The 23,867-nt window shown below is 57.9% G+C and carries 23 protein-coding genes; 6 read left to right on the top strand and 17 right to left on the bottom strand.

Going from position 1 to position 23,867, the window contains the following annotated elements; genetic code table 11:
- Nucleotides 1-41 precede the first annotated feature (41 nt).
- Nucleotides 42-674, bottom strand: coding sequence for a methyltransferase domain-containing protein (locus ACR0AD_RS07370; RefSeq protein WP_480486566.1), 633 nt, complete (start codon nt 672-674; stop codon nt 42-44).
- Nucleotides 675-760: 86 nt separating this feature from the next.
- On the opposite strand from ACR0AD_RS07370, the gene ACR0AD_RS07365 reads away from it, so the two are divergent.
- Nucleotides 761-1,645: a LysR family transcriptional regulator gene (locus ACR0AD_RS07365; RefSeq protein WP_480486564.1), complete on the top strand. Its 885-nt coding sequence runs from the start codon at nt 761-763 to the stop codon at nt 1,643-1,645.
- Nucleotides 1,646-1,688: 43 nt separating this feature from the next.
- Here the strand turns inward: ACR0AD_RS07365 and pheT are convergent, their stop codons facing one another.
- The 7 genes from pheT to ACR0AD_RS07330 all read right to left on the bottom strand — a co-directional run bounded on the left by pheT (nt 1,689) and on the right by ACR0AD_RS07330 (nt 10,129).
- Complete coding sequence (pheT, locus tag ACR0AD_RS07360; protein WP_480486563.1) at nt 1,689-4,085, bottom strand: phenylalanine--tRNA ligase subunit beta; 2,397 nt, start codon at nt 4,083-4,085, stop codon at nt 1,689-1,691.
- 78 nt (nt 4,086-4,163) lie between these two features.
- Nucleotides 4,164-4,970, bottom strand: coding sequence for a CE1 family esterase (locus ACR0AD_RS07355; RefSeq protein ID WP_480483015.1), 807 nt, complete (start codon nt 4,968-4,970; stop codon nt 4,164-4,166).
- A 485-nt stretch (nt 4,971-5,455) separates the two neighbouring features.
- Nucleotides 5,456-6,529 (bottom strand): phenylalanine--tRNA ligase subunit alpha, encoded by a 1,074-nt coding sequence (gene pheS / locus ACR0AD_RS07350; protein WP_480486562.1) that lies wholly within the window; start codon nt 6,527-6,529, stop codon nt 5,456-5,458.
- 71 nt (nt 6,530-6,600) lie between these two features.
- On the bottom strand, nt 6,601-7,971 hold the full coding sequence (locus ACR0AD_RS07345; protein ID WP_480483011.1) for a glutamate--cysteine ligase: 1,371 nt from the start codon (nt 7,969-7,971) through the stop codon (nt 6,601-6,603).
- Between the two features lie 66 nt (nt 7,972-8,037).
- Nucleotides 8,038-8,565: a hypothetical protein gene (locus tag ACR0AD_RS07340; RefSeq protein WP_480486560.1), complete on the bottom strand. Its 528-nt coding sequence runs from the start codon at nt 8,563-8,565 to the stop codon at nt 8,038-8,040.
- Nucleotides 8,562-9,407, bottom strand: coding sequence for a GNAT family N-acetyltransferase (locus tag ACR0AD_RS07335; protein WP_480483007.1), 846 nt, complete (start codon nt 9,405-9,407; stop codon nt 8,562-8,564). Before ACR0AD_RS07335 ends, ACR0AD_RS07340 begins: the two co-directional genes overlap by 4 nt.
- Nucleotides 9,404-10,129: a 16S rRNA (uracil(1498)-N(3))-methyltransferase gene (locus tag ACR0AD_RS07330; RefSeq protein WP_480486558.1), complete on the bottom strand. Its 726-nt coding sequence runs from the start codon at nt 10,127-10,129 to the stop codon at nt 9,404-9,406. The genes ACR0AD_RS07335 and ACR0AD_RS07330 overlap by 4 nt, the downstream gene beginning before the upstream one ends.
- Before the next feature lie 11 nt (nt 10,130-10,140).
- On the opposite strand from ACR0AD_RS07330, the gene ubiA reads away from it, so the two are divergent.
- From ubiA to ACR0AD_RS07315, 3 genes are all read left to right on the top strand, one after another.
- Entirely contained in the window at nt 10,141-11,103 is a 963-nt protein-coding gene (gene ubiA / locus ACR0AD_RS07325) for a 4-hydroxybenzoate octaprenyltransferase (protein WP_480486557.1), read from the top strand.
- Nucleotides 11,104-11,167: 64 nt separating this feature from the next.
- Nucleotides 11,168-13,087 (top strand): OmpA family protein, encoded by a 1,920-nt coding sequence (locus tag ACR0AD_RS07320; protein ID WP_480486555.1) that lies wholly within the window; start codon nt 11,168-11,170, stop codon nt 13,085-13,087.
- Nucleotide 13,088: 1 nt separating this feature from the next.
- Nucleotides 13,089-13,409 (top strand): hypothetical protein, encoded by a 321-nt coding sequence (locus ACR0AD_RS07315; protein WP_267365430.1) that lies wholly within the window; start codon nt 13,089-13,091, stop codon nt 13,407-13,409.
- A gap of 55 nt (nt 13,410-13,464) precedes the next feature.
- Here the strand turns inward: ACR0AD_RS07315 and ACR0AD_RS07310 are convergent, their stop codons facing one another.
- From ACR0AD_RS07310 to pgsA, 3 genes are read right to left on the bottom strand one after another with little or no spacing between them, the layout of a single operon-like run.
- Entirely contained in the window at nt 13,465-13,908 is a 444-nt protein-coding gene (locus tag ACR0AD_RS07310) for a molybdenum cofactor biosynthesis protein MoaE (protein ID WP_480482999.1), read from the bottom strand.
- 3 nt (nt 13,909-13,911) lie between these two features.
- Nucleotides 13,912-14,157 carry a molybdopterin converting factor subunit 1 gene (moaD, locus tag ACR0AD_RS07305; protein ID WP_209506660.1) on the bottom strand — a complete coding sequence of 82 codons (246 nt, stop codon included), beginning with the start codon at nt 14,155-14,157 and terminating at the stop codon, nt 13,912-13,914.
- 3 nt (nt 14,158-14,160) lie between these two features.
- Nucleotides 14,161-14,829, bottom strand: a complete 669-nt coding sequence (gene pgsA / locus ACR0AD_RS07300; protein ID WP_480482997.1) for a CDP-diacylglycerol--glycerol-3-phosphate 3-phosphatidyltransferase — start codon at nt 14,827-14,829, stop codon at nt 14,161-14,163.
- 174 nt (nt 14,830-15,003) lie between these two features.
- On the opposite strand from pgsA, the gene ACR0AD_RS07295 reads away from it, so the two are divergent.
- Complete coding sequence (locus tag ACR0AD_RS07295; protein ID WP_480486553.1) at nt 15,004-15,888, top strand: DMT family transporter; 885 nt, start codon at nt 15,004-15,006, stop codon at nt 15,886-15,888.
- Here the strand turns inward: ACR0AD_RS07295 and uvrC are convergent.
- From uvrC to ACR0AD_RS07265, 6 genes are all read right to left on the bottom strand, one after another.
- The gene (gene uvrC, locus ACR0AD_RS07290) at nt 15,885-17,747 is read right to left on the bottom strand and encodes an excinuclease ABC subunit UvrC (RefSeq protein WP_480482993.1); all 1,863 of its coding nucleotides are present in this window, start codon (nt 17,745-17,747) and stop codon (nt 15,885-15,887) included. The two genes, ACR0AD_RS07295 and uvrC, sit on opposite strands and share 4 nt — an antisense overlap.
- Nucleotides 17,748-18,037: 290 nt before the next feature.
- Nucleotides 18,038-18,817, bottom strand: coding sequence for an SDR family oxidoreductase (locus tag ACR0AD_RS07285; protein ID WP_480486551.1), 780 nt, complete (start codon nt 18,815-18,817; stop codon nt 18,038-18,040).
- A 21-nt stretch (nt 18,818-18,838) separates the two neighbouring features.
- The gene (locus ACR0AD_RS07280; RefSeq protein ID WP_480486826.1) at nt 18,839-19,801 is read right to left on the bottom strand and encodes a calcium/sodium antiporter; all 963 of its coding nucleotides are present in this window, start codon (nt 19,799-19,801) and stop codon (nt 18,839-18,841) included.
- A 171-nt stretch (nt 19,802-19,972) separates the two neighbouring features.
- Complete coding sequence (locus tag ACR0AD_RS07275) at nt 19,973-20,770, bottom strand: S49 family peptidase (protein WP_480486550.1); 798 nt, start codon at nt 20,768-20,770, stop codon at nt 19,973-19,975.
- Nucleotides 20,771-20,884: 114 nt separating this feature from the next.
- On the bottom strand, nt 20,885-21,646 hold the full coding sequence (locus ACR0AD_RS07270) for an ABC transporter permease (protein ID WP_209598717.1): 762 nt from the start codon (nt 21,644-21,646) through the stop codon (nt 20,885-20,887).
- A complete protein-coding gene (locus ACR0AD_RS07265; RefSeq protein WP_480486548.1) occupies nt 21,643-22,572 on the bottom strand; it encodes an ABC transporter ATP-binding protein in 930 nt (309 codons plus the stop codon). The genes ACR0AD_RS07270 and ACR0AD_RS07265 overlap by 4 nt, the downstream gene beginning before the upstream one ends.
- Before the next feature lie 170 nt (nt 22,573-22,742).
- Here ACR0AD_RS07265 and ACR0AD_RS07260 point away from each other — a divergent pair, with 170 nt between their 5' ends.
- Nucleotides 22,743-23,831 carry a CaiB/BaiF CoA transferase family protein gene (locus ACR0AD_RS07260; protein WP_480486546.1) on the top strand — a complete coding sequence of 363 codons (1,089 nt, stop codon included), beginning with the start codon at nt 22,743-22,745 and terminating at the stop codon, nt 23,829-23,831.
- Nucleotides 23,832-23,867: the final 36 nt, after the last annotated feature.

Raw genomic sequence — 23,867 nt, 5'->3', positions numbered from 1 at the left:
GGGTCCAACACCCAAAGCCCAACGCGAATTCCGGAAAAACCTTACATTTTACGAGCCACTAGGAATCGGCGGGCGTCACGTATTGGGAAACTGTCGCTCTCGATGATGCTGAACCCGGCGCGTTCAAGGGCCGCATCAAGATCCGCCTCAGGCAGGAATCGCACAAACGGAGCCTTACCAAAGAACTGCATGATCGGAAGCGCGAGACGAATAGCGTAATACTTCAGGCTCGCCGCGCTGGACGGCCGGCAAAAAGTTTTCGAAATAAACAGTCCGCCGGGTTTAAGGACCGAATGTATTTGGCTCAGTGTCAGATCCAGATCTTCGACCAGATGCAAAAGATTGAATGCCAGCGCCGCATCAAATGAACCCTCAGGCGGTCGATTTACATCAGCCTCGGCAAAGGTGACGTTTTCGATGCTTTGCGAAGCGGCGCTTCGACGTCCAACGGCCAACATACCGGGGGACACGTCGGTTGCAGTGATAGATCCTACATATCCGGACAGCTTCAGAGCAGTCATGCCTGTGCCGCACCCAAGTTCCAGAACATCATCGGATTTCTTCAGGTAAGACGCTGTCCGTTCCAGCGTATGCTCGTACGAAGCCATGTCTTTGATGGGCGAGCGGGCATATTTCTCGGCCACTCCATCCCAGAATTTCGCAGTGGTGGTCATTGAGGAGTCTCCTTTCGGCGAGAATTTATTCATGCGCAGACCGAATATAAATTGCCGAAATTTGCAGGTTTACTATACATTTTTGTATGAATGATTTTGGCGATTTTGATTGGAACCACATCCGGGCCTTTCTGGCGACGGCTGAAACCGGGTCATTTTCCGCAGCGGCACGGCAGCTACGGCAAACCCAGCCTACGCTGAGTCGTCAGATAGCAGCGCTTGAACAGGACCTGGGCGTGATGCTGTTTGAACGGGCTGGCAGAACTCTTGAGATCACTCAGGCCGGATTGGAGCTGCTGGATCATACTCGCAAAATGGGGGACGCCGCCAACCGCATCGCGCTGACGGCGTCCGGACAGGCACAATCCATTGAAGGCCGGGTTCGCATCACCGCCAGTGACGTGATGTCGGCCTATGTCTTGCCCGACCTGCTGCGCGAAATCCGGGCGCAAGCCCCGCGCCTGCGGATTGACGTGATTGCCTCAAACGATATTCAGGATCTTATGCGGCGCGAGGCAGATATCGCGATCCGCCATGTCCGTCCTGATCAACCCGACCTAATCGCGAAGCTGGTACAGGAGGCGTCGGGGCATTTCTATGCAACCACAGAGTATCTCAACCGTGCGGGACGCCCGAAATCAAAGCAGGACCTTTCACGGCATGAGTTCATCAGCTTCGGCGACGACAATCAGATGATCGCCTATCTGAAGCCGCTTGGCATTCACCTGACCAACGAGAATTTCCGGCTTGGGTCTCAGAACGGAATAGTGGCTTGGGAATACGCCAAACAAGGCTTTGGCATAGCGCCCATGTCGCAGACCGTCGGTGATGCGGCACCAGGTATGGAGCGTGTGTGCCCCGGGATGGAGGCTATCACATTTCCGATCTGGTTGACCACGCATCGCGAGTTGCACACCAGCCGCCGCATCCGGCTGGTCTATGACTTACTGACCAAGTTCCTGTCCAAATAAAAAACGCGCCCGAAGGCGCGCTTTCCATTGGAGCCTCAGAGCTCTAACCGCGAAGGACCCCACCCGTCGCCTTGGCAACCTTGGCAATGATCTTCTCGGCCACAGCTTCGATGTCTTTTTCCTTCAGAGTCGCCTCGGTCGGTTGCAGGCGCACTGTAATGGCAAGGGACTTTTTGCCTTCGCCAAGGCTGCCGCCGATGAATTCGTCAAAGACACGCACGCCCTCAATCAGTGCCTTGTCAGCGCCTGCGGCTGCGTTTACCAGCGTCAGCGCTTCGACATCGGCATCGACGACAAAAGCAAAATCACGCTCGACCGCCTGCAAGTCGCGCAGTTCCAGCGCAGCGCGGGTGGCACCAGATTTGCGGGGCAAAGGCACTTCGTCCGGCCAGATGGTGAATGCCATTGCCGGACCTTTTATGTCCATGGCCTGCAAAACGCGCGGGTGCAACTCTCCGAAGACACCCAGTACTTTTTTCGGACCCAGACAGATTTTGCCATGACGACCCGGATGCCACCATGGATCGCCGTCGCGCAGAATCTGAACCTTTTCGGGTGCGCCAATGGCGGCCAGAACGGCCTCTACATCTGCCTTGGCGTCGAACACGTCCACAGGGCGCGCAGCACCGTGCACATCCTTGGGACCAGAGCGTCCTACCAGCAGACCGGTGATCTGGGTATTCTGATCACCCGGCTCGCCATTGTGAAAGACCGGACCGACCTCGAACAGGGCGACATCCGCGAAACCACGCGCCTGATTGCGGGCCGCAGCCTGCAACAGGCCGGGCAACAGATCGGGGCGCATATGGCTCATCTCGGATGAGATCGGGTTTTCCAGCATGGTCGTAGTTTCACCACCACCGAACAAAGCCGCCGAAGCCTGATCAATGAACGTATAACTGACGCATTCGTCATAACCCAGCGCCGCGCAGGTACGGCGCGCCATGGACTGACGGCGTTGCGTCGGGGTCATTACCGGTTTCGGTATCCCCTCGGTCACGCGCGGCAGCGGCCTGCCTTGCAGCTTTGTCAAGGAAGCAATCCGCGCGACCTCTTCCACCAGATCGGCCTCGCCCAGGATATCCGGACGCCAGCTGGGAACATGCGCCATCTCGCCTTCCAGACGAAAGCCCAGACGGGTCAGGGTCTGCCGCTGTTCGCTTTCGGGGATATCCATCCCGACCAGAGACTGCACCCTTTCCGCATTCAGCTTGTAGGCACGCGCATGGTTCGGCGCTTTACCAGCCTCAACCACGTTGGAGGCTTCTCCGCCGCAGATATCCAGGATCATCTGGGTCGCGTGTTCCAGCCCCTCGCGGGTGTATTCCGGGTCGACACCGCGCTCGAACCGATAGCGCGCGTCGGAATTGATCTTGAGCGCACGGCCTGTGAGCGCAATTTGCACATGATCCCAGAACGCGCTTTCGAGGAAAACGTTTACCGTTTCCTCGGTGCATCCCGTTTCCTCACCACCCATGATGCCCGCAATCGATTCCGGGCCCTTGTCATCCGAAATCACCATCATGCCGGGCTGCAGCGTGTATTCTTTTTCATCCAGTGCGACCAGCGTCTCGCCGCCTTTGGCACGGTGCACCCGCAGGTTGCCCTGCACCTTGTCGGCATCGAACACGTGCAACGGGCGGTTGTGATCGTAGGTCATGTAATTGGTGATATCCACCAGCGCCGAGATCGGACGCAGACCTATGGCCTTCAACTGATCCTGCAGCCATTGCGGGCTGGGGCCATTCTTCACGCCACGGATCAGACGGCCGGTGAAATGCGGCGCTCCGTCCAGCGTGTCCTCGTCGATCGTCACCTTGATCGGGCACTCGAAATCACCCGGAACAGGCGTATAATCACGCTGCTTCAACGTGCCAATTCCACGCGCGGCCAGATCGCGTGCAATCCCTTCAACCCCCAGCGCATCCGGGCGGTTCGGAGTGATCGCGATTTCGATCATCGGGTCGACTTTGGATGGGTCGTTTTCTGCAAGCCAGCCCACGAATGTATCACCCACTTCGCCCGAGGGCAGTTCGATGATGCCGTCATGTTCATCCGACAGCTCCAGCTCACGCTCGGACGCCATCATGCCAAAGCTCTCGATACCGCGGATCTTGCCGACGCTAATGGTCAGGTCCAGGCCAGGGATGTACATGCCCGGTTTGCAGACCACGACGGTGATCCCTTCACGCGCATTGGGCGCACCGCAAATAATCTGTAGCTCGCCCTCGTCCGTATCGACCTTGCAAACGCGCAGCTTGTCTGCGTCGGGGTGTTTTTCGGCGTGTTTCACATAGCCCAGTGTAAAACCTGCCAGCCGTTCGGCCGGGTTCACGATCTCTTCGACCTCAAGCCCGAGATCGGTCAGCGCCTCGGCGATTTCATCAACCGAAGCATCAGTGTCGAGGTGGTCTTTCAGCCAGGACAGAGTGAATTTCATTGCACGGGGCCTTTTTTGGCAAACATCCAGTCGGCACAGGCAATGGCAAAGAATGCGCCGGGGTGCAAGCTCTGCGCGTCACGGATACGTGGGGGTGCGGCCCAAAAGCTCATCCAGCTGCCATCCGATCCAGCCATGGGGGATGAAATGTCCACCGGGATGCGTGTCCAGCATCACCTGCCCCTGCGTGCAATCGGTCCATTCCACTCGGCTAAGGGTCAGGAACGGTTCCACACTCCAATCACCCCGCGGGGTGGCTGCATCGCAGCCGTATTTCTCACGCCACAGCGCCACCGGATACGTTGTATCGCCACCCGGACCAAACGGGAAATCCATCACCGTGTCATCTGTCCCATGGACATGCCGCACCTCTTGCGGGGCTTGCGGGCAGGTCTCGGTCTGGCGGAGTGTTCCGGCCACACCCAGCAGCGCCGCGATATCATCGCCGGTTTCGCAGACAAAGCGCCACGCCATCGCACTTCCAAAGGAATAGCCTGATACATAGATGCGGGTCGCGTCGATCGGATAGCGCCGGGCGACATCCTCAAGCACCCGGTCGGCAAAAGGCACATCATCCGAGCTTGCGGACCAGAAATCCCAGCTTTTGCCCAGACCGTTCGGGGCCACCAGCAGCACACCCCGACGTTTCGTGGCCCCGGCAATCCGTTCGTGGTTCACCACCACGGTCCCCTGCCGGGACCAGCCATGGAAATGCAGCAGCACCGGCAGAGGTGTTTCACCATCCCAGCCATCAGGTTCTAAAACGTGATACGAGCGGTCACCGAGATCACAGACAATATCGCCGTGGCATTCGGTTTTCCAGGGCCCCATGGCAAAGGCGGGCCCGGTCATCAGCAGAAGAAGGCAGAGCAATCGACAGATCATGCGCCCGACCCTAACGAGGCATTCCGCCCTGTCACTTAACATATCGGTGTGGTCCGAACGTAGGCCGGGCTTCAGCTCGGCACCCACCCATCGCACATGGCGGGCTGAAGCCCGCCCTACGTCAGGTCAAAGCATCAAGCCGCGCTTAGCAGCCAAACCAACTGCTCACCACCACTTCCAAAACCCGCAATTGCGTTTGTAAATGAGGTCCTGAGTTTTTTCTCTCTGAATTCTATCGCGCATCTGAAACACAGCAGGCCGCAAAAACTCGAAACCAGCAATTAGAATTCCGGGCAAGAACAGAAGTGCCGATGCAACAAAAGCAATCAGAACTGCAACCGGCTGGCTTTTCCAAACCCACAGCACAAAAGTTGGCGTCACAAACATCGCGAGGAACAAACACAAACACCAAAGCAGTGGATGCCTAGAAGCCTTTTGCTTCCACCAATCCTTATATGCGGTCAGCCAGTCGTCCGATGTGCTCTCTACCGCGACAAACCACCATGCAGGTTTGGCATATCCAGCGCTGCAAACCCGTAGTGGCGCAGCCAGCGCAGGTCGCTATCAAAGAACGCCCGCAAATCCGGAATGCCGTATTTCAGCATCGCCAGACGGTCGATGCCAATCCCGAACGCAAAACCCTGATAGACCTCGGGGTCGATCCCTCCAGCGGCGATCACCTTGGGGTGAACCATGCCGGAACCCAGAATCTCCATCCAGTCGTCGCCCTCGCCGATCTTCAGCTGGCCGTTATCCCACGAACAGCGGATATCGACCTCGGCCGACGGCTCGGTGAAGGGGAAGTGCGAGGCGCGGAAGCGCAGTTCGACATCATCGACCTCGAAGAATGCTTTCACGAACTCTTCCAGAACCCATTTCAGGTTCGCCATCGAGATGTCCTTGTCGATGGCCAGCCCCTCGACCTGATGGAACATCGGCGTGTGGGTCTGGTCGTAATCGGCGCGGTAGACGCCACCCGGACAGATCACGCGGATCGGCGCGCCCTGTTTTTCCATCGAGCGGATTTGCACCGGAGACGTATGGGTGCGCAACACATGCGGCGGGCGGTTATCACCCTCGGCGCGGTGCATATAGAACGTGTCCATCTCGGCCCGTGCGGGGTGGTGACCGGGGATGTTCAGCGCGTCGAAATTGTACCAGTCGTCTTCAACACGCGGCCCTTCGGCCACCGAGAAGCCCAGTTCAGCAAAGATCGCTGTCAGCTCTTCGGTCGCCTGGCTGATCGGGTGGAGTGACCCCTGACGGCGCGGGCGGGTCGGCAGGGTGACGTCCAGCCATTCGGTGCGCAGGCGCTCATCCAGTACAGCATCGGCCAGCGCGGCTTTCTTGGCGGACAGCGCCGAGTTAATCTCATCCTTCAGGGCATTCAGCGCCGGGCCTGCGACCTGACGTTCCTCGGGCGTCATCTTGCCCAGCTCGCGCATCTTCAGCGCGACCTCGCCTTTTTTGCCAACAGCCGCGACGCGGATCGCCTCAAGCGCGTTTTCGTCGCCTGCTTCGGCGATTTGGCCCAGATATTTTGCCTTAAGATCGTCCATGACGGCCCTCTGAATTTGGTCGAGAACCTGCTATCGGCCCCGCCCCGCGAATGCAAGCGGGACGGTGCGCATCAATAGCTGTATTCGGGATAAATCCGGGTCAGGTCGCCATTCCAGTCGCCATTGTAGTGTTCCAGCAACTCATCTGCCGGAACCTTGCCGGTGTCGATGCTTTCCTTCAACGCGTTCAGGAAATGCGTCTCATCCGGGACCAAACCACCAGCACCAGGGCGCGCACGGGCTTTCAGGCCCGCCTCGGAGATTGCCACAACTTCACGCGCCAGATCATGCATGTTGACGTTGCCAACCTGCGCTTGAAGCCCGTCTTTGGCCGCCGCAACACGCAGCGCCTCGCGCGTTTCAGCATCCCAGCCCTTGACCAGATCCCACGCCGCATCCAGCGCGGTTTGGTCATAGGTCAGCCCGACCCAGAAGGCGGGCAAGGCGCAAAGCCGTCGCCAAGGGCCACCATCCGCGCCGCGCATCTCCATGAACTTCTTGATCCGCGCTTCGGGAAAGGCCGTTGTCAGGTGATCGGCCCAATCCGACAGGGTCGGCGTTTCACCCGGCAATGCAGGCAACTCACCCTTGAGGAAATCTCGGAACGACATGCCCAGCGCATTAATGTACTGCCCGTCGCGGTAGACGAAATACATCGGCACATCGAGCGCGTATTGGACATAGCGTTCGAATCCAAAGCCATCCTCGAACACGAAGGGCAACATGCCCGTGCGCGCATCGTCCAGATGTCGCCAGATATGGCTGCGCCAGCTTTTCTGACCGTTCACTTTACCTTCGAAGAACGGAGAATTGGCAAACAGCGCCGTCGCTACCGGCTGCAATGCCAGCGCCACGCGCAGTTTCTGTACCATGTCGGCTTCGGACCCGAAGTCGATATTAACCTGAACGGTACACGTCCGCCGCATCATGGCGCGGCCCATGGTGCCGACTTTTTCCATATAATCGTTCATCAGCCGATACCGCCCCTTGGGCATCAGCGGCATCTGGTCATGCGTCCAGATCGGCGCCGCGCCCAGACCGATGAATCCCACACCGATCTCATCGGCGATATCCTTCACCTCGCGCAGGTGAGTGTTCACCTCATCGCAGGTTTCATGGATCGTCTCCAGAGGGGCACCCGACAGCTCCAGCGCGCCACCCGGTTCAAGGCTGACATTTGCGCCGTCCTTTTCAAGACCGATCAGATGACCGGATTCACGGACCTCTCCCCAGCCGTGGCGATCCCGCAACCCCTCCAACACGGCGACAATGGATCGCTTTCCTTCAAAAGGCAGAGGTTTCAGCGTGTCCTTGCAATAGCCGAATTTCTCATGCTCGGTGCCGATGCGCCAATCTTGCTTGGGTTTGCAACCCGATTCCAGATATTCGGCCAGTTGTTCATGGCGTTCGATCGGACCGCCGCCGGACTGAGGGATGGACATGAACCGTGCTCCGATCCTGCTGTGTCTGTTTTGAAGGTCAAGTGGTGGTCGTAAATGGCGCCAGTGTCAATGCAACGGCAGATGCGCCGGGCGCGACGGTGTACGTTCCCAGATAACGACCGGATGCTGCGATTTGCCGTTGAGTTCCGATAGCATTTGCTCGGTTTTGAGGCCCGGCAGGTTTGAGAATACGTCGAACAATGCCTCGGCTCCTTCTGCATTCACAGGAATGTGAAGCGCTGGCTGGCCCGGCTGATCCAGAACCCAATGTGCAGGGTCGGAGGTCGGGTCAAGGGCCAGACGCTCAATTTCGCGGGACGCGACGATGCCGCCATCCAAGGGGCCCAGATAAGTGATCTGACCTTCATCAATCGTCACGACACCTTGCCCCCCCACACCTGTTCTGAAGCGCGCGCGCTGTATGCCGATCACAGTCAAAGCCGCTGACACGACAATCAGAAACCAGCCTACCCAAGCCAGCAGCCCACCCGGCCCGCTGATCCAGCTCAGACCAAGGATCAGGACAAAAGCCGCAACCAGAACCTCGCGCCAACGCCAAAGCGCCAGTTTTGCCTCGGGTCGGATGAAACTCATGAGAGCACCCTTTGCGGTTCCTGCAGCAAAGCGACCTTGTACCAACCCACCTGTTGGAACCCAATCGCCTCATAGGCACGGGCGGCAGGTGCGTTGTTCGCAAATAGGATCGCGGCCGCCGCACCCTCGGATTTTGCTTTCTGCATCAATGCGGTCGTAACCCGTCGACCCAGGCCACGATTTCTGTTTTTACGTGGAACAAAAACACCACCGACCTGAACTTGGTCGTGAACCCTGGCATTCACGGATGCCATGGCAACCGGCGCGTCGCCTTCCATCAGGACAATCGCCCTGCCTGCGGTCATTTCCGCCTCGACGCGCTCTGCGGCAAGCTCACGCGCCTCTTCGCCTGCGGCCTGTCCGGTATCCTCGATGTAATCCGCGAACCAAGTGTGCAGTCTTGACCGATCCTCGGCGCGCAAATCGCGATAAGGAACAGGTGCCTCAGTCAGACCTCGCAGGTCACGTCGATAAAGCGGTTCATCGTGATTCAACCGGTACTTCGCCTTCCCCAATCCCAGAGCGCCCAACGTCAGCTCGACCTGAGGTGCATCTCCCGTCATACCCAAAACGGTTTCGCCTTCGATCATCCGCGCGAAACACTCGACAGCTTCGGTTTCGGCGTTGGGCAATTGAACCATCAGATAGCCCTTCTTGCCGAGCCCGAAGACACCCCGGACCTGATCCTCACCCCAGATGAAGTAGCGGCTGGAATATTCATTCGCATTCAACCCCACCCCGTGGGCCGCCAAATTGCTGCGCAAAAACATTGAACTGTCAGGGTAGCGGGACAGAAACCTCTCAAGCGCCGGGGCATCCGATTGAACCGCCTCGCGAATCACGACCAATCCCCCAATGCCTGCTGCCACATGGTCAATGCGGCCACCGCCGCTGTATCCGCCCGCAGAATACGCGGGCCAAGACTGACCACATGCGCATAGGGTAAAGCCGACAGCCGCGCACGCTCAGCGTTGGAAAACCCGCCCTCCGGGCCGATGAGAATCGCCCAGGCGCGCCCTTTTTCATTCGCTGCCAGCCGCAGGGCCGAACCGACCTCGGCTTCGTTGCAGAACATCAACTGTCGACCTTCAGGCCAGGTCTTCAGCACGCGGTCCAGCCGCTGAAGGTCTGCCACCTCGGGCACGTAGGTTCCTCCGCATTGTTCAGCGGCTTCGATTGCATGAGCCTGAAGCCGGTCTTGCCGGATACGGTCTGCGTTGGTGAATTCGGTCTGAACTGGCAGGATGCGAGCCGCGCCCATTTCAGCGGCTTTTTCAACAATGAAATCAGTGCGCGCCTTTTTGATCGGCGCAAACAGGAGCCACAGGTCGGGGGGCAGCTGCAAAGGTTTGGTCTGCCTGACACAGGTCAGAGCTCCGCCGCGTTTTCCGGACTCGGCCACCTCGGCCAGCCACTCTCCATCTTTGCCGTTAAACAGCGCCACTGCTCCGCCAACCGGCAGTCGCATGACGCCAAACAGATAGTGCGCCTGATCGCGCGTCAAAGGAACCGATTGCCCCTGACCCAAGGGCTGCTCTACATACAGTCTGATTTTCGCACTCATGAGACCTACATATGCAAGGCAATGCCCCAACACCAGATGGACGAGTCGCCGATGCCGTCACCGGCAACTGGGTCGACACATATGCCCCAGCCTTTGCCCGACCGTATCTGCGCCTCAGCCGCGCGGACCGGCCCATCGGCACATGGCTGTTGCTGCTTCCATGTTGGTGGGGGCTGGCGCTGGCCATCCTGCATGACGGTCAACCGCGTTGGGAAGATCTGTGGATTGCCCTAGGCTGCGCATTCGGAGCTTTTTTGATGCGAGGTGCCGGTTGCACGTGGAACGACATTACAGACCGGGAATTCGACGCACAGGTTGAACGCACACGCTCGCGCCCGATACCGTCGGGGCAAGTCAGTGTCCGGCAAGCTGCGGCCTGGATGATACTGCAAAGCCTTCTGGCGCTCGGCATTCTTCTCAGCTTCAATCAGGCGGCGATTGCCATGGGTGTGTTATCTTTGCTGCCGGTGACCGTTTATCCGTTTGCCAAGCGGTTTACCTGGTGGCCTCAGGTTTTTTTGGGGCTGGCCTTCAACTGGGGCGCATTACTGGCTTGGACGGCGCATAGCGGGTCGCTCGGCTGGCCTGCTGTCACGCTGTACCTGTCCGGCATCGCCTGGACCCTGTTCTATGACACGATCTATGCACATCAGGATACCGACGATGATGAACTGGTCGGCATCAAATCCACCGCGCGCCTGTTCGGCACCGACACGGCGAAATGGCTGAAGTATTTTCTGGTCGCAACAGTATCGCTGATGGGGCTGGCCATTATTGATGCCGGGGTGCCTGACGCGTCAATTCTGGCGTTGGGGGTCGCGCTTTGCGGCCCCTGGGCCATGGGCTGGCACATGATGTGGCAATTGCGCGGGCTTGATACCGAAGACAACGCCAAGCTGCTGCTGCTGTTTCGGGCCAACCGCGATACCGGCTTTATTCCGCTGATCTTCCTTTGCGTCGCCTTGTTGCTCTGATTGCACCCGCTGAACGGGGCCTGTAAAGATCGGCGCAAACGCCTGAGGAGTGCCAAACCCAAACATGCGTCTGCCGTATTTTATCGCTGTTTCCCTGATCTTTCTTGTATCAGCTGGCCTGTCACTTCTGGCGGCCAGCTATGCTGTTACCGAGATCGAAGAATCATCGGAACTCGCTGTACGGCGCTCGCTGGACCTGAAAGGACACGATTGGGCCGAGGTCGAAGCCGATGGTTTGCGAGTGGTCCTGACCGGTACAGCGCCAGATGAAGCGACCCGCTTTAACGCTCTGACCGCCGCGGGAACCGAAGTTGATACATCCCGCGTAATCGACGAAATGGAGGTTATCGCAACTTCCGCCCTCGCAGCACCGCGCTTTTCGGTAGAAATCCTGCGAAATGACAGTGGAATTTCGGTGATAGGTCTGATCCCGGCCAGTGAGAACAGGGACAAGCTGCTCCAACGGCTTGGCAATCTGGACAGATCTGTTGCCATTTCGGACCTGATGGAAACAGCAGATTACCCGAAGCCCAAAGGGTGGGATGCCGCAATATCTTACGCGTTGGAGGCCCTGACCCACCTGCCCCGCGCCAAAATTTCCGCCAACCCGGATCTGGTCAGGATCACGGCAATTGCCAACAGTCAGCAAGAAAAACAAAAACTGGAACGCGACCTGACCCGTAGGGCACCGCCCAGTCTGCGGGTTGGGCTGGCGATTTCAGCACCTCGCCCGGTCGTCACACCATTTACTTTGCGTTACCTGATCGACGAAGAAGGCGGGCATTTTGACGCCTGCTCGGCGCAGGATGAGAAGGCACGTGACCGAATCGTGGCCGCCGCGAAAAACGCCGGGTTGACGGGGCCTTATTCCTGCACCGTCGCCTTGGGCGAACCATCGCCACGCTGGCCAGAAGCAGCCGAGAAAAGCATTCAGGCGCTGTTCAGGATAGGCCAGGGTTCGGTCACCATGTCAGATGCGGACATTACCCTGATCGCAGCGGAGGGAACCGATCCTGCGGTGTTCGACCGGGTTGTGGGCGAGCTTGAAACCGAGCTGCCTGCGGTCTTCGCATTGCACGCCGTATTGCCCGAGCCTGAGACAACGAACCCAAATGGCCCGGTCGAGTTCTCGGCGACCCGCAGCCCTGAAGGGCTGGTGCAATTGCGCGGACGGCTGGGTGATGAAACTCTGCGCGACATGGTCGACAGCTACGCGCGCGCGGCCTTTGGATCCGATCAGGTATATACTGCCACCCGCATCGTTTCGGATCTCCCGGCGGACTGGCCTGTACGTGTTCTGGCCGGTCTGGAGGCTTTGGGTCAGCTCCACAACGGCGTATTGACCGTTACACCCGATACGGTCGAACTGATCGGCCTCAGCCACGAAGAAGACGCCAAGGCCCGCATCGCAGGTCAATTGTCCGACAAGTTGGGCGAGGGGCAGGAATACACCCTGACCATCACCTATCAGCCCCCACCGGAACCCGAGGACGCCCTGCCCGACCCGGAAGTCTGCGAGGCCCAAATTGCTGAAATTCAGGCCACCAGCAAAATCGCCTTTGAGCCCGGATCGGCCACGATTGCATCAGACTCGCGCGATGTGGTGAACCAGATTGCGGATATCCTGCGCGACTGCGGTCCGATCCGTATGGAGATTCAGGGCCACACTGACAGTCAGGGCCGTGAAGAGATGAACCAACAACTCAGCCAGGCGCGGGCGCAATCCATTCTGAACGAGCTGCGCGGGCGGCGCATTCCTACCAGCAGCTACACCGCCGTGGGGTATGGGGAAACGCAACCCATCGCTGACAACGACACCGAAGAGGGTCGGGTAGAAAACCGCCGGATCGAGTTCCGTCTGATCCGCCCTGAGCCTGTTGAGAGTAGAGAAACAGGCCTTGAAGCGCTTGAGGCCGAGGCTGCGACTTCCGCAGAGGACCAAACCGACACGACCGCACCAGATGCGGATGCAGGGGACCAGTAAGTTGAACAGAACAGAATTCGTCATTGTAACTGCCATTATCCTGTTCGCCGCCTTCTGCATGGGCTGGTTTGCCAACTGGTTGGCGCACCGCCTGTCCCGAGTAAGTCAAAGCGACGTTGCCGATCTGGACCGGATGAGTCAGGAGTTGCACGAGGCCGAGGAAACCCGCGATCAGGCCATCACCTATTTGCAGCAACGTGAGGCCGAATTGACAAACCAGCTGACCCAGACAGAGGCCGAGCTGGCAGCCGCTATGGATGGCCTGCGGGCCGCGCGTCAGGAGGCCGAAGAACTGCGCGGGCGGATCAATAACGCGGATTAAGCATACGACCTTGGGCCGCCGCCCAAGTTTGCAAGAATAAACGGTCGCTAAATCACTACCACCGGGTCAGCGCGTCTTCGTCTTCGTCTTTAGCTGCGACCCATTCCGCACCAGAGTGGGTGATTTCCTTCTTCCAGAAGGGTGCGCGAGACTTCAGATAATCCATCAGATATTCCGCTGCCTCAAACGCATCTTTACGATGCGGTGCAGCGGTCGCCACCATCATGATCCTGTCTCCCGGGGACAGGCGGCCATGACGATGGATCACCAGGACGTCACCCAATGACCACCGCTCCTTGGCTTCCTGGGCAATCTTGCTCAGCGCCCGTTCCGTCATACCCGGATAGTGTTCAATCTCCATCACATCCAGATCACCGCTTGCCAGGTCGCGCACAACGCCAGTGAAGGTGACAATGGCTCCGTTGGCATCATCCCCGGCGGCAAAAGCATTGGCCTCGGCGCCCAGATCGAATGCTTCCTGCTGAACAGTGATCCGCATCACTCAGCCGCCCGTCATTGGTGGAAAAAACGCCACTTCCCGAACGCCCGACAGCGAGGCGTCAAAATCCGACAATTCCTGATCCAGTGCAACGCGCAGGGCGGACAAATCGGCAAATGCCGCGGCATAGCGTTCTTCCCGCGCGCTCAACTCGGCCACCAGATCATTGACAGTGACTGCCTGCGTTTCGACCTTTTCCTTTGGCAAACCGATACGTTCGCGTACCCATGCAAAATACAGCACATCCATCCCTTAGATCTCCTTCAGATGTGGCATGGCTTTACGTAGGTAATCATAGCCGGTGATCAACGTCAGTGTCGCCGCAATCCACAGCAACCACAGCCCGATCTGGCCTGCCCAGAACATACCATGGATGTTCCAGCGCAGGTGATTCACATCTTCAACCTGGCCCGCGATAATCTGTTCTACCAGCGCGGCGTCCATGCCGAAACTCGCCATCACGGCATAGTGTTCAAAGATGCCCTGCGAGAACAGCACGGCGATGGCGATCATCTGCGCTGTAGTTTTCCACTTGGCAAGCTTTGTAACCTTCAGCGTCCCCGCCACATCGCCCAGATATTCGCGCAGGCCCGAGACAAAAACCTCGCGGAACAGGATCACGGTGGCGGGTAGCACCAGCCATGGCGTCCAGTGTTCGGTCGAATAGCCAACCAGAATCATCAGCGCGATCACCACCATTGCCTTGTCGGCAATCGGATCCAGCATCGCGCCCATCTTGGTTTCCTGTTTCCACGCACGGGCCAGATAGCCATCAAACCAATCGGTGATCGCCGCCGACAGGAACAGGATCAAAGCGAACCAGTCCGCATAGGGCCGGGTGAAGTACAAAAACATAACGGCCAGACCGGGCGCAGCCAGCAGGCGTAGAACCGTCAGGATATTGGGCAAATTCCACTTCATGGCTTGGACCCTATATCGCCGGTTCAAGACAGAAAAGACAAACCGGTAAAAAACTACATCACTCACAACAGCTTGGTCAAAGCGCCGCAGGTCCGACCCTTTGGACCTCGTGCACTTGGCGTTTCACGTCTTTGCAGTCAGATTGCCCGTCGACTGCAAAGCGGAACGTACAGGATGACAGCGCATATTCAAACCGACGCCCGGTCGAACATGATCGGCAGCCTGTGGATGGTGGCCGCAATGGCGGGCTTTGCGCTGGAGGATGCGTTGCTGAAAGCAGCATCGACCGCGCTTCCGATCTGGCAGGTACTGGTGCTGTTCGGGACCGGCGGGTCCATAATATTTGCCGCGCTGGCGTCAGCTCGTGGGAAACGCCTGACACACCCGGACGTTCTTTCCCGCCCGATGAAAGTTCGGGTGCTGTTCGAAGTCTTTGGTCGGCTATTCTATGTGCTCGCCATTGCGTTGACGCCCTTGTCCTCGGCCACCGTGATCTTGCAAGCAACGCCTTTGGTTGTGGTCGCAGGCGCGGCATTATTCTTTGGTGAAGCGGTTGGTTGGCGGCGATGGAGCGCGATTTTTGTCTGTATGATCGGAGTCGTCATTATTCTGCAACCGACCGGGGACAGTTTTTCACTGCTGTCGATGCTGGCCGTGCTGGGTATGTTAGGGTTCGCAGGGCGTGATCTGGCCAGCCGCGCGGCCCCTGCGACCCTTGGAACCGAAGTACTGGGGTTTTATGGTTTCCTCAGCATTATCGTCGCGGGCCTTGCCTATCGGGTGTGGGAAGGCGCACCCATGACACCGGTTAGCACGCACACCAGCCTGCATCTGACGGGCGCGGTTCTGATGGGCGTCATGGCCTATGCCGCGCTCATGAACGCAATGCGCACGGGTGAAGTGTCAGCCGTGACCCCGTTCCGCTATACGCGACTGCTGTTCGGTATCGGGTTGGGTATCGCCCTGTTCGGCGAAAGCCTGGACCGTACTATGTGGGTCGGCAGCGCGCTTATTGTGGCCTCGGGCCTCTATATCCTGTGGCGGGGGCGACAGGTCTAACCCTTGTCGTGGAAGAAATCATAGACTTTCTGAGCCAACCCGGCCGAGATTCCCTCGACCGCTTTCAGGTCTGCCAGATTGGCCCGGCTTACCGCTTTGGCGCTGCCGAAGTGAGTCAGCAATGCGCGCTTGCGTGCAGCCCCGACGCCCGGAATTTCATCCAGCGGCGTGGCACCAACGGCCTTGGCGCGTTTCGCGCGATGGGTGCCAATGGCAAAACGGTGCGCCTCGTCCCTTAACCGTTGAATAAAGTACAAGACCGGATTGTTGCGTTTTAGGGCAAAGGGGCGCTGGCCGATCCGGTGAAACTCTTCCTTGCCGTGGTCACGGTCGACCCCTTTGGCAACACCGACCATCGGAATGTCTTCGACCCCGTGGGCCTGCATGATCTCGTGCACGGCGCTGACCTGTCCGGCACCGCCATCGATCAACAGCAGGTCGGGCCAAAGCCCTTTATCCCGATCCGGGTCTTCTTTTTGCAGGCGGGTGAAGCGACGGTTCAGAACCTCTTTCATCATGCCGAAATCATCACCCGGCGTCAGGTCGTCGCCGCGAATGTTGAACTTGCGATAGGCGTTTTTCATGAACCCGTCGGGCCCTGCCACGATCATACCACCCACCGCGTTAGTGCCTTGGATATGAGAGTTATCGTAGACCTCAATCCGTCCCGGTGGACTATCCAGATCAAACGCCTCTGCCACCCCGCGCAGCAACTTGGCCTGCGTGGCGCTTTCCGACATGCGCCTGGCCAGAGACTCTCGCGCATTGCGCAAGGCACCTGCAACCAGTTCCTGTTTCTCACCACGCAGCGGGACAAGGATTTCGACTTTGCGCCCGGCTTTCTCGGACAAAGCCTCCTGCATTAAATCGGCGTTTTCGATCCCGTCCGACAAGATCAACTGCCGTGGTGGTTCCTTGTTGTCGTAGAACTGGCCAAGGAAAGCCTCCATCACTTCGGCATGTGATACATCCGGGCCAACACGCGGATAAAAGTCCTTGTTGCCCCAGTTCTGGTTGGCCCGGATGAAGAATACCTGAACACAGGCTTGCCCGCTGTCCATATAAAGGCCGATCACATCCGCCTCGGTCACGCCACGAGGGTTGATGCCTTGCGCGGTCTGTACCTGCGTCAGCGCCCGGATGCGGTCGCGCAGACCGGCGGCGCGTTCGAACTCCATAGCCTCGGACGCCGCCATCATCTGTTCAGCCAGTTCCTCCTGCACCTTGGTCGAGCGCCCCGACAGGAAACGTTCTGCATCCTTGACGCTTTCACTGTAATCTTGCGCCGAAATCAAACCGACACACGGCCCGGAACACCGTTTGATCTGATAAAGCAGACAGGGCCGCGTGCGGCTGTCGAACATGGAATCCGAACAGTTACGCAGCAGGAATGCCTTTTGCAGCTGGTTCAATGTGCGGTTTACAGCACCCGCGCTGGCAAATGGTCCGAAATAGGCGCCTTTTTCCTTCTTCGCCCCACGGTGTTTTTTGATCTGCGGAAAGTCATGATCCTTGGCGACCAGGATGTTCGGAAAGCTTTTGTCGTCCCGCAGCAGCACATTGTATTTCGGTTTAAGCTGCTTGATCAGGTTCTGCTCCAGCAGCAGCGCTTCGGTTTCCGTTCTTGTGGTTAGAAACATCATCGAAGCGGTCGAGGAAATCATCTTCTCGATCCGGCCCGAGTGACCCGGCCTTGTATAGTTCGACACCCGCGCCTTCAGGTTTCGCGCCTTGCCCACGTATAAAACCCGACTGTCGGCATCCAGCATCCGGTACACCCCGGGTGAGCTGTCCAGCGTCTTTGCGTAGCGCTGAATGCAGGCATAACCGGTCAGGGACGATTCACTGTGGGTAGTCATGGGATTCCGATATGATTCTCTTATACTGGCTGCAATCTTGCGGGCTTCAGATCAAGAGAAAACAAATCCACGATTCCTGTGGATAAGTGTGAAGATAAGTTTTCACAGCCTTAGAATTTCCCTTGTTTCATTACCACTTCATTAACATGCACAAAAAATAGGCACATTATCAAGATGCTGATTTTTAACGATATTTTTTCACACATTTAGCAAGTGTATGAAAAAAAAGACATTTTTGTAACACGCAGGTAACACAAACGTGCGCGGTGCAAAACTTGCAGCGATATTGCTTATTCAACTCCCAGAACGTCCGGTGTTTTCCACCCCAGGTGTTGGCCGCCATCCACGCATATCAGTTGCCCCGTTACTGCGTGTGCATCCAGAAAATATCCCAAGGCGGCGGTGATATCCGACGGATTTGACCCACGTTCCAGAACAGTATTCGTTCGTTGCGCCTGGAAATGCTCAGCGCTTTGACGATGCCCCTGTACCGTCGGTCCGGGTCCGATGGCATTGACCCGGATTGCAGGGGACAGCGCCTGTGCCGAGGTACGGGTCAGCGTCCATAGCCCCATTTTGGCGATGGTGTAAGACATGAACTCGGGTGTCAGCTTGCGTACACGCATGTCCACCATGTTGATGATCAGACCGGTCGCAACTGGTTCGCCATTTTCGTCCGTGTTCGGGGCCAGCCCCTGCCCGGCCATGGCTTGGGTCAAAACGAACGGTGCCCGCAGATTGCTGTCGAGATGGCGGTCCCAGCTTTGGCGGGTCGCGGTGTGAACGCTGTCATACTCAAAGATCGAGGCGTTGTTCACCAGACAGGTGATCGGCCCGCCCAGAGCCTCGGCTGCTTTGGGCAGCAGGTCCTGCACCTGGGCCTCATCGAGCAGATCGGCCTGCAAAGCCACCGACCGTCGGCCCAATGCCTGTACCTCCGCCACAGTCTCGTGCGCGGGACGTTCTGAGGACGCATAGTGAACGGCGACATCATATCCACGTCCGGCCAGATAAAGCGCCATGGCCCGGCCAAGGCGAATACCGGCACCGGTCACTAAAGCTCGGGTCATGCTTCACCTCGTTTTGTCAGATCACACCAGCAATACTGTGATATAAAGCGCATAAAGGAAGGTCAGTACCAGACCCCAAACGCGAGAGATATCCTGCTTGAAAACAACAAAGGGAACCAGAAGCAGCGATGCGCCCAGCATGACCCAAAGGTCAAAATGCAGGAAACCGGGATCGACCGGGATACGCCCGAACCAGGTTGCAATCCCGATAATGGCCAGAAGATTGAACATGTTCGAGCCAATCACGTTGCCAAGGGCCACATCGGCCTGTCGGCGCAAAGCGGCCATCACGGTTGTCGCCAGTTCGGGTAAAGACGTTCCAACCGCAATTAGGGTCAGACCGATAACCGTTTCACTGACACCATATGTCCGGGCGATGACCGTCGCATTTTCCACCAGCAGGTGCGCCCCCATAGGAAGGCCCACAAGGCCGAGGATCAGGTAAACCGATACCTTCCAGTAAGGCATGTCAGGATCAGCTTCTTCCAGACCTTCAAGGTCGTCGTCATCGGCACAGGCTTCCCCACAGGCCTTGCGGTGCGCCTTTGCTTCACGAAACGCATTCATCAGAACCAGGCCCAAAGCCGCCAGCAGGATCAGGCCGCTGACGACGGTGAATGTTCCACAAAACGCCAACCCTATGAACAGGGCCGTCGCCATCAGCATGAATGCATAGTTCCTACGGCTGTCGCATTCGCTGGTATGGATCGTTGCCAGCATCGCAGGAAGACCAAGAACCAACAGGATGTTGGCCGTGTTTGATCCGACAACATTGCCCAGCGCGATACCCGGTGCGTGTTCCTTGACGGCGCTGATAGCAATCAGCAACTCGGGCGCGGACGTGCCGAAGGCCACAATCGTAAGGCTGACGATCAGAGCCGGGACACCTAAACGCAGGCTCAGGTTCACTGCGCCACGCACCAAGGCATCGCCTGCCAGCAACAGGATCAACAAGCCAAGACCAGACAGCAGCCACGTGGTGATCAAGCCCGGCCTCCTTTTTCACAGGCACAAGGGCCTTTTCCGATGCGATAGCGACCGCATCGCGGACATTTCGCCGAGCTTAGCCTTTTCTGCCCGGGAAACCGCAGCTTGCCGAACATTGCCAATACGCCCATTGCGATCAGAAAAAGAGTGACAGCCTTTACGATCACGTCACAAACCGAAACGCGCGTAGGCTGCCCGCTCCTCTAACCCTGCGATAGCATCCTGCGCCAAGCTGGCCCCAAACCGGGTCCAGATCGGTTTTTTCACGCCATAGCGGCGAAATTTGACCTTGTCACCGAAACGGTCCTGCAACTTTGGCTTCAGATGGGCGATGCCGTCGATAAGCCCCAGTTCCTGCGCGCGGCGCGCCAGCCAGACCTCGCCCGTGAACAGATCAGCTTCCTGATTCAGCTTGTCCCCGCGCCGATCTTTGACATGCGCAATGAAATTCTCGTGGATATCGCCCAACAACCCTTGCAGGCGGGCTACGTCCTCTTTCTTTTCAGGTGAAAACGGGTCGAGCATGGACTTCGATTTCCCGGCGGTATGGACCCGCCGCTCAAACCCTTGCCGCGCCAGAAAGACATGCGCGCCAAACCCAGCCGAGATCACACCGATCGATCCCAGCACGGAACTGTCATCGGCCCAGATCTCATCCGCTGCGGCGGCCAGCCAATACCCACCGGATGCAGCGACGTCTTCGACAAAAGCGATGACCGGCACGTCCAGTTCTTCGGACAAACGCCGAATGCGCGCACCGATCATTGAACTTTGGACAGGGGATCCGCCTGGTGAATTGATCTCAAGCGCCACGGCCGCAGGTTTTCCCTTGCGAAAGGCTTTCTCCAGAACCGGCGCCAGCGTGGCGTCGTTCAAGGACCCGCGCCCGGCCATGCCGATGGCTCCGGACAGGCGGACGATGGCCACACAGGGGTGTTTTTTGACGAACGGCAGGCTGAGCTTCATGGGTGCCGATGTAGAGTGCCGCCATCCCGTAAACAAGGGACTCTTCGAACCTTGAACGCGACGTGAACCAGATTCACACACTCGATGGGCAAAAATGCAACGCACCGGCGTGGGTTAGCTGCGAATGCGCCAGCCGGTTTTGAATATCCAGCCAATGACCGCCAGACACACCCCAGTAAAGGCTATGATGGCCAGCAAGCTCAGGGCAATGGGCACATCCGCAAGCCCGAAAAACGACCAGCGAAACCCCGAAATCAGATAGACGACCGGATTGAACAACGTGATCGTCTGCCACAGAGGCGGCAGCATCGAGATTGAATAAAACGTACCTCCAAGGAAGATAAGCGGCGTGACCACAAGCTGCGGCACCAATGACATCTGTTCAAAATTACTGGCCCATATCCCGATGATAAAACCCAGCAACGAGAAGCTGAGACATGACAGGATCAAGAACGCCGCCATGGCAAAGGGATGTTCGATCCGTATGTCGACGAAAAAGGTCGACGTGGCCAGAATGACCAACCCCACGAACAGCGCTTTGGTGGCCGCCGCACCGACATACCCAATCACGATTTCGATAAAATTCACCGGCGCCGACAACAGCTCGTAGATGGTGCCCAGAAACTTTGGGAAATAAATTCCGAAAGACGCGTTCGAGATCGAAAGCATCACCACAGACAGCATGATCAAGCCCGGGACGATGAACGCGCCGTAGGATACACCCTCGACCTCCTGAATTCGACTGCCGATGGCGGTGCCAAATACCACGAAATACAGCGAAGTGGAAAGAACCGGTGACAGGAAGCTTTGCGCCAGGGTGCGAAAGAAGCGGGCCATTTCGAACCGGTAGATTGCAGCGATTGCGGTCCAGTTCATGCCGCCTCTCCGGATACCAGATTGACAAATATCTCCTCCAGGCTCGATTGCCGTGTCTGCACATCGCGCAACACCAGTCCGGCCTGCGACACGTCATTCAACAGGGTCGTTATCCCCGTGCGATCCGCATGGGTATCGTAGGTATAGATCAGGCTATCCCCCGCGCCGTTGAGGGTCAGATTGTGGCTGGCCAAATCATCGGGAATCTTGGCGATTGGCTCGGTGAGCATGACGACAATCTGCTTTTTGCCCATCTGCGCCATAAGCGTGTCTTTGTCCTGCACCAAAAGCAACTCACCCTTGTCGATGACGCCGACGCGATCCGCGATGGCTTCTGCCTCTTCGATGTAGTGGGTGGTCAGAATGATGGTGACACCGTCCCGTTTCAGCTCGGCCACGATTTCCCACATATCCTTGCGCAGCTCGACATCCACACCTGCCGTCGGTTCATCCAGAAACAAAACCCGTGGTTCATGCGCCAAGGCCTTGGCGATCAGCACGCGGCGTTTCATGCCGCCCGACAACTCCTTGATGGGGTTCTTGCGCTTGTCCCATAGCGAGAGCTTGCGCAGAATGTCCTCTATCCGGGCGTTGTCTTTGCCCAGCCCAAACAACCCGCGTGACAGCCGAACTGTGTTCCAGACCTTTTCAAACGGTTCCAGCGCGATCTCTTGCGGGACAAGCCCGATCATCCTGCGCGCTGCGCGATAGTCCGACTGAATGTCGTGCCCGCCGACTGAGACCGTGCCGGATGTTGGCGTGGTTATTCCACAGATCGTCGAGATCAGAGTGGTTTTTCCCGCCCCATTCGGCCCCAGAAGCGCAAGAATTTCGCCTTCTTCAATGTCCAGAGACACACCTTTCAGCGCCTCGAACCCATCGGCGTAGGATTTGCGCAGATCTCTGATGGATAAAATGGTCGTCATATCCGCTCCCCGTTCTGGCCCAAACCCTATCGCCCCGAACACAGGGATAACAGGCCCATTCCGCACCATGTGATGAACAACTGCCAAAAGGAAGACCGCCCGCGCCAGCAATCATCCGGCTTGCAATCCCGACACCAGCCAGCAAACTCTGCCGGGAATGGAGGGCCCTGATGCTGAACGGAATACGTGTTGTCGAACTTGAAGGTCTGGGTCCCGGCCCGTTTGGAGCCATGTTTCTGGCAGATCTTGGCGCTGACGTGATAACAATCCATCGCAAAGGGGGCGCCACGACACCGGGCATGCCGGAACGTTCCCTGCTGGATCGGGGCAAAAGATCCATCGCACTTGATCTGAAGGACGCCAATGATCTGGAGACCGCGCTTCGCCTTATTGACACAGCCGATGCGCTGATCGAAGGATTCCGCCCTGGTGTGATGGAAAAACTGGGGCTCGGGCCCGATGTCTGCCTGACCCGCAATCCAAAACTGGTCTATGGGCGCATGACGGGCTGGGGGCAGGATAGCCCGCTGGCCGACACGGCTGGGCATGACCTGAATTACATCGCCCTGTCCGGGGCGCTCTGGTATGCATCACGTCCCGGCCAAGCACCGCAGACCCCGCCAACTTTGGTGGGCGATATCGGCGGTGGGGCCATGTATCTTGTGGCAGGCGTTCTGGCAGGGCTCATCAATGCGCAACGCACTGGCGCAGGTACTGTCGTTGACGCGGCAATCTATGACGGCTCGGCCCATATGATGAACCTGTTGATGACAATGCGCCAAACCGGCAACCTGTCTGAAACCCGGGGTCAAAGCCTGTTGGACGGTCCCCACTGGAGCAGAACCTACGCCTGCGCCTGCGGTGGTTTTATTTCCGTTCAATGCCTCGAACCAAAATTCTACATGCAATTTCTGAGCTTAATGGGCCTCACAAACGATACCGAGTTTCAACGGCAATACGACCGTAATCTATGGCCTTCGCTTTCACGCCGTCTGACCGATATTTTCGCCAGTCAACCACGCGACCATTGGGAGGCCCTGTTTCGAGGAACAGATGCCTGCGTTGCCCCAGTTCTCAGCCCGGACGAAGCCCGCTCACACCCGATGAACACCCATCGCAACTGCTGGCAGGATTTTGACGGCGCATTTCAGGCCGCCGCCGCCCCACGGTTTTCAGGCCATGACTGGACCCCGAAACCCAGCCCCATGCGCGGCGAGCATACCAAGGACATCCTCGCAGAGCTCGACAGCCTGCGCTGATTCGCACTTCATCTGGCCCAAAATATCCTGGGGGAT

It is taken from the genome of Ruegeria sp. BH8, from assembly GCF_056538065.1.
Note: the sequence above shows the minus strand (reverse complement) of the source record. Positions and strands in the feature narration are given on the sequence as shown.

What these genes read in the sequence shown, in the direction of transcription:
- ACR0AD_RS07370 (WP_480486566.1), bottom strand. Translation starts at nt 674, where the DNA reads ATGACCACCACTGCGAAATTCTGGGATGGAGTGGCCGAGAAATATGCC.
- ACR0AD_RS07365 (WP_480486564.1), top strand. Translation starts at nt 761, where the DNA reads ATGAATGATTTTGGCGATTTTGATTGGAACCACATCCGGGCCTTTCTG.
- pheT (WP_480486563.1), bottom strand. Translation starts at nt 4,085, where the DNA reads ATGAAATTCACTCTGTCCTGGCTGAAAGACCACCTCGACACTGATGCT.
- ACR0AD_RS07355 (WP_480483015.1), bottom strand. Translation starts at nt 4,970, where the DNA reads ATGATCTGTCGATTGCTCTGCCTTCTTCTGCTGATGACCGGGCCCGCC.
- pheS (WP_480486562.1), bottom strand. Translation starts at nt 6,529, where the DNA reads ATGGACGATCTTAAGGCAAAATATCTGGGCCAAATCGCCGAAGCAGGC.
- ACR0AD_RS07345 (WP_480483011.1), bottom strand. Translation starts at nt 7,971, where the DNA reads ATGTCCATCCCTCAGTCCGGCGGCGGTCCGATCGAACGCCATGAACAA.
- ACR0AD_RS07340 (WP_480486560.1), bottom strand. Translation starts at nt 8,565, where the DNA reads ATGAGTTTCATCCGACCCGAGGCAAAACTGGCGCTTTGGCGTTGGCGC.
- ACR0AD_RS07330 (WP_480486558.1), bottom strand. Translation starts at nt 10,129, where the DNA reads ATGAGTGCGAAAATCAGACTGTATGTAGAGCAGCCCTTGGGTCAGGGG.
- ubiA (WP_480486557.1), top strand. Translation starts at nt 10,141, where the DNA reads ATGCAAGGCAATGCCCCAACACCAGATGGACGAGTCGCCGATGCCGTC.
- ACR0AD_RS07320 (WP_480486555.1), top strand. Translation starts at nt 11,168, where the DNA reads ATGCGTCTGCCGTATTTTATCGCTGTTTCCCTGATCTTTCTTGTATCA.
- ACR0AD_RS07310 (WP_480482999.1), bottom strand. Translation starts at nt 13,908, where the DNA reads ATGCGGATCACTGTTCAGCAGGAAGCATTCGATCTGGGCGCCGAGGCC.
- moaD (WP_209506660.1), bottom strand. Translation starts at nt 14,157, where the DNA reads ATGGATGTGCTGTATTTTGCATGGGTACGCGAACGTATCGGTTTGCCA.
- pgsA (WP_480482997.1), bottom strand. Translation starts at nt 14,829, where the DNA reads ATGAAGTGGAATTTGCCCAATATCCTGACGGTTCTACGCCTGCTGGCT.
- ACR0AD_RS07295 (WP_480486553.1), top strand. Translation starts at nt 15,004, where the DNA reads ATGACAGCGCATATTCAAACCGACGCCCGGTCGAACATGATCGGCAGC.
- uvrC (WP_480482993.1), bottom strand. Translation starts at nt 17,747, where the DNA reads ATGACTACCCACAGTGAATCGTCCCTGACCGGTTATGCCTGCATTCAG.
- ACR0AD_RS07285 (WP_480486551.1), bottom strand. Translation starts at nt 18,817, where the DNA reads ATGACCCGAGCTTTAGTGACCGGTGCCGGTATTCGCCTTGGCCGGGCC.
- ACR0AD_RS07275 (WP_480486550.1), bottom strand. Translation starts at nt 20,770, where the DNA reads ATGAAGCTCAGCCTGCCGTTCGTCAAAAAACACCCCTGTGTGGCCATC.
- ACR0AD_RS07270 (WP_209598717.1), bottom strand. Translation starts at nt 21,646, where the DNA reads ATGAACTGGACCGCAATCGCTGCAATCTACCGGTTCGAAATGGCCCGC.
- ACR0AD_RS07265 (WP_480486548.1), bottom strand. Translation starts at nt 22,572, where the DNA reads ATGACGACCATTTTATCCATCAGAGATCTGCGCAAATCCTACGCCGAT.
- ACR0AD_RS07260 (WP_480486546.1), top strand. Translation starts at nt 22,743, where the DNA reads ATGCTGAACGGAATACGTGTTGTCGAACTTGAAGGTCTGGGTCCCGGC.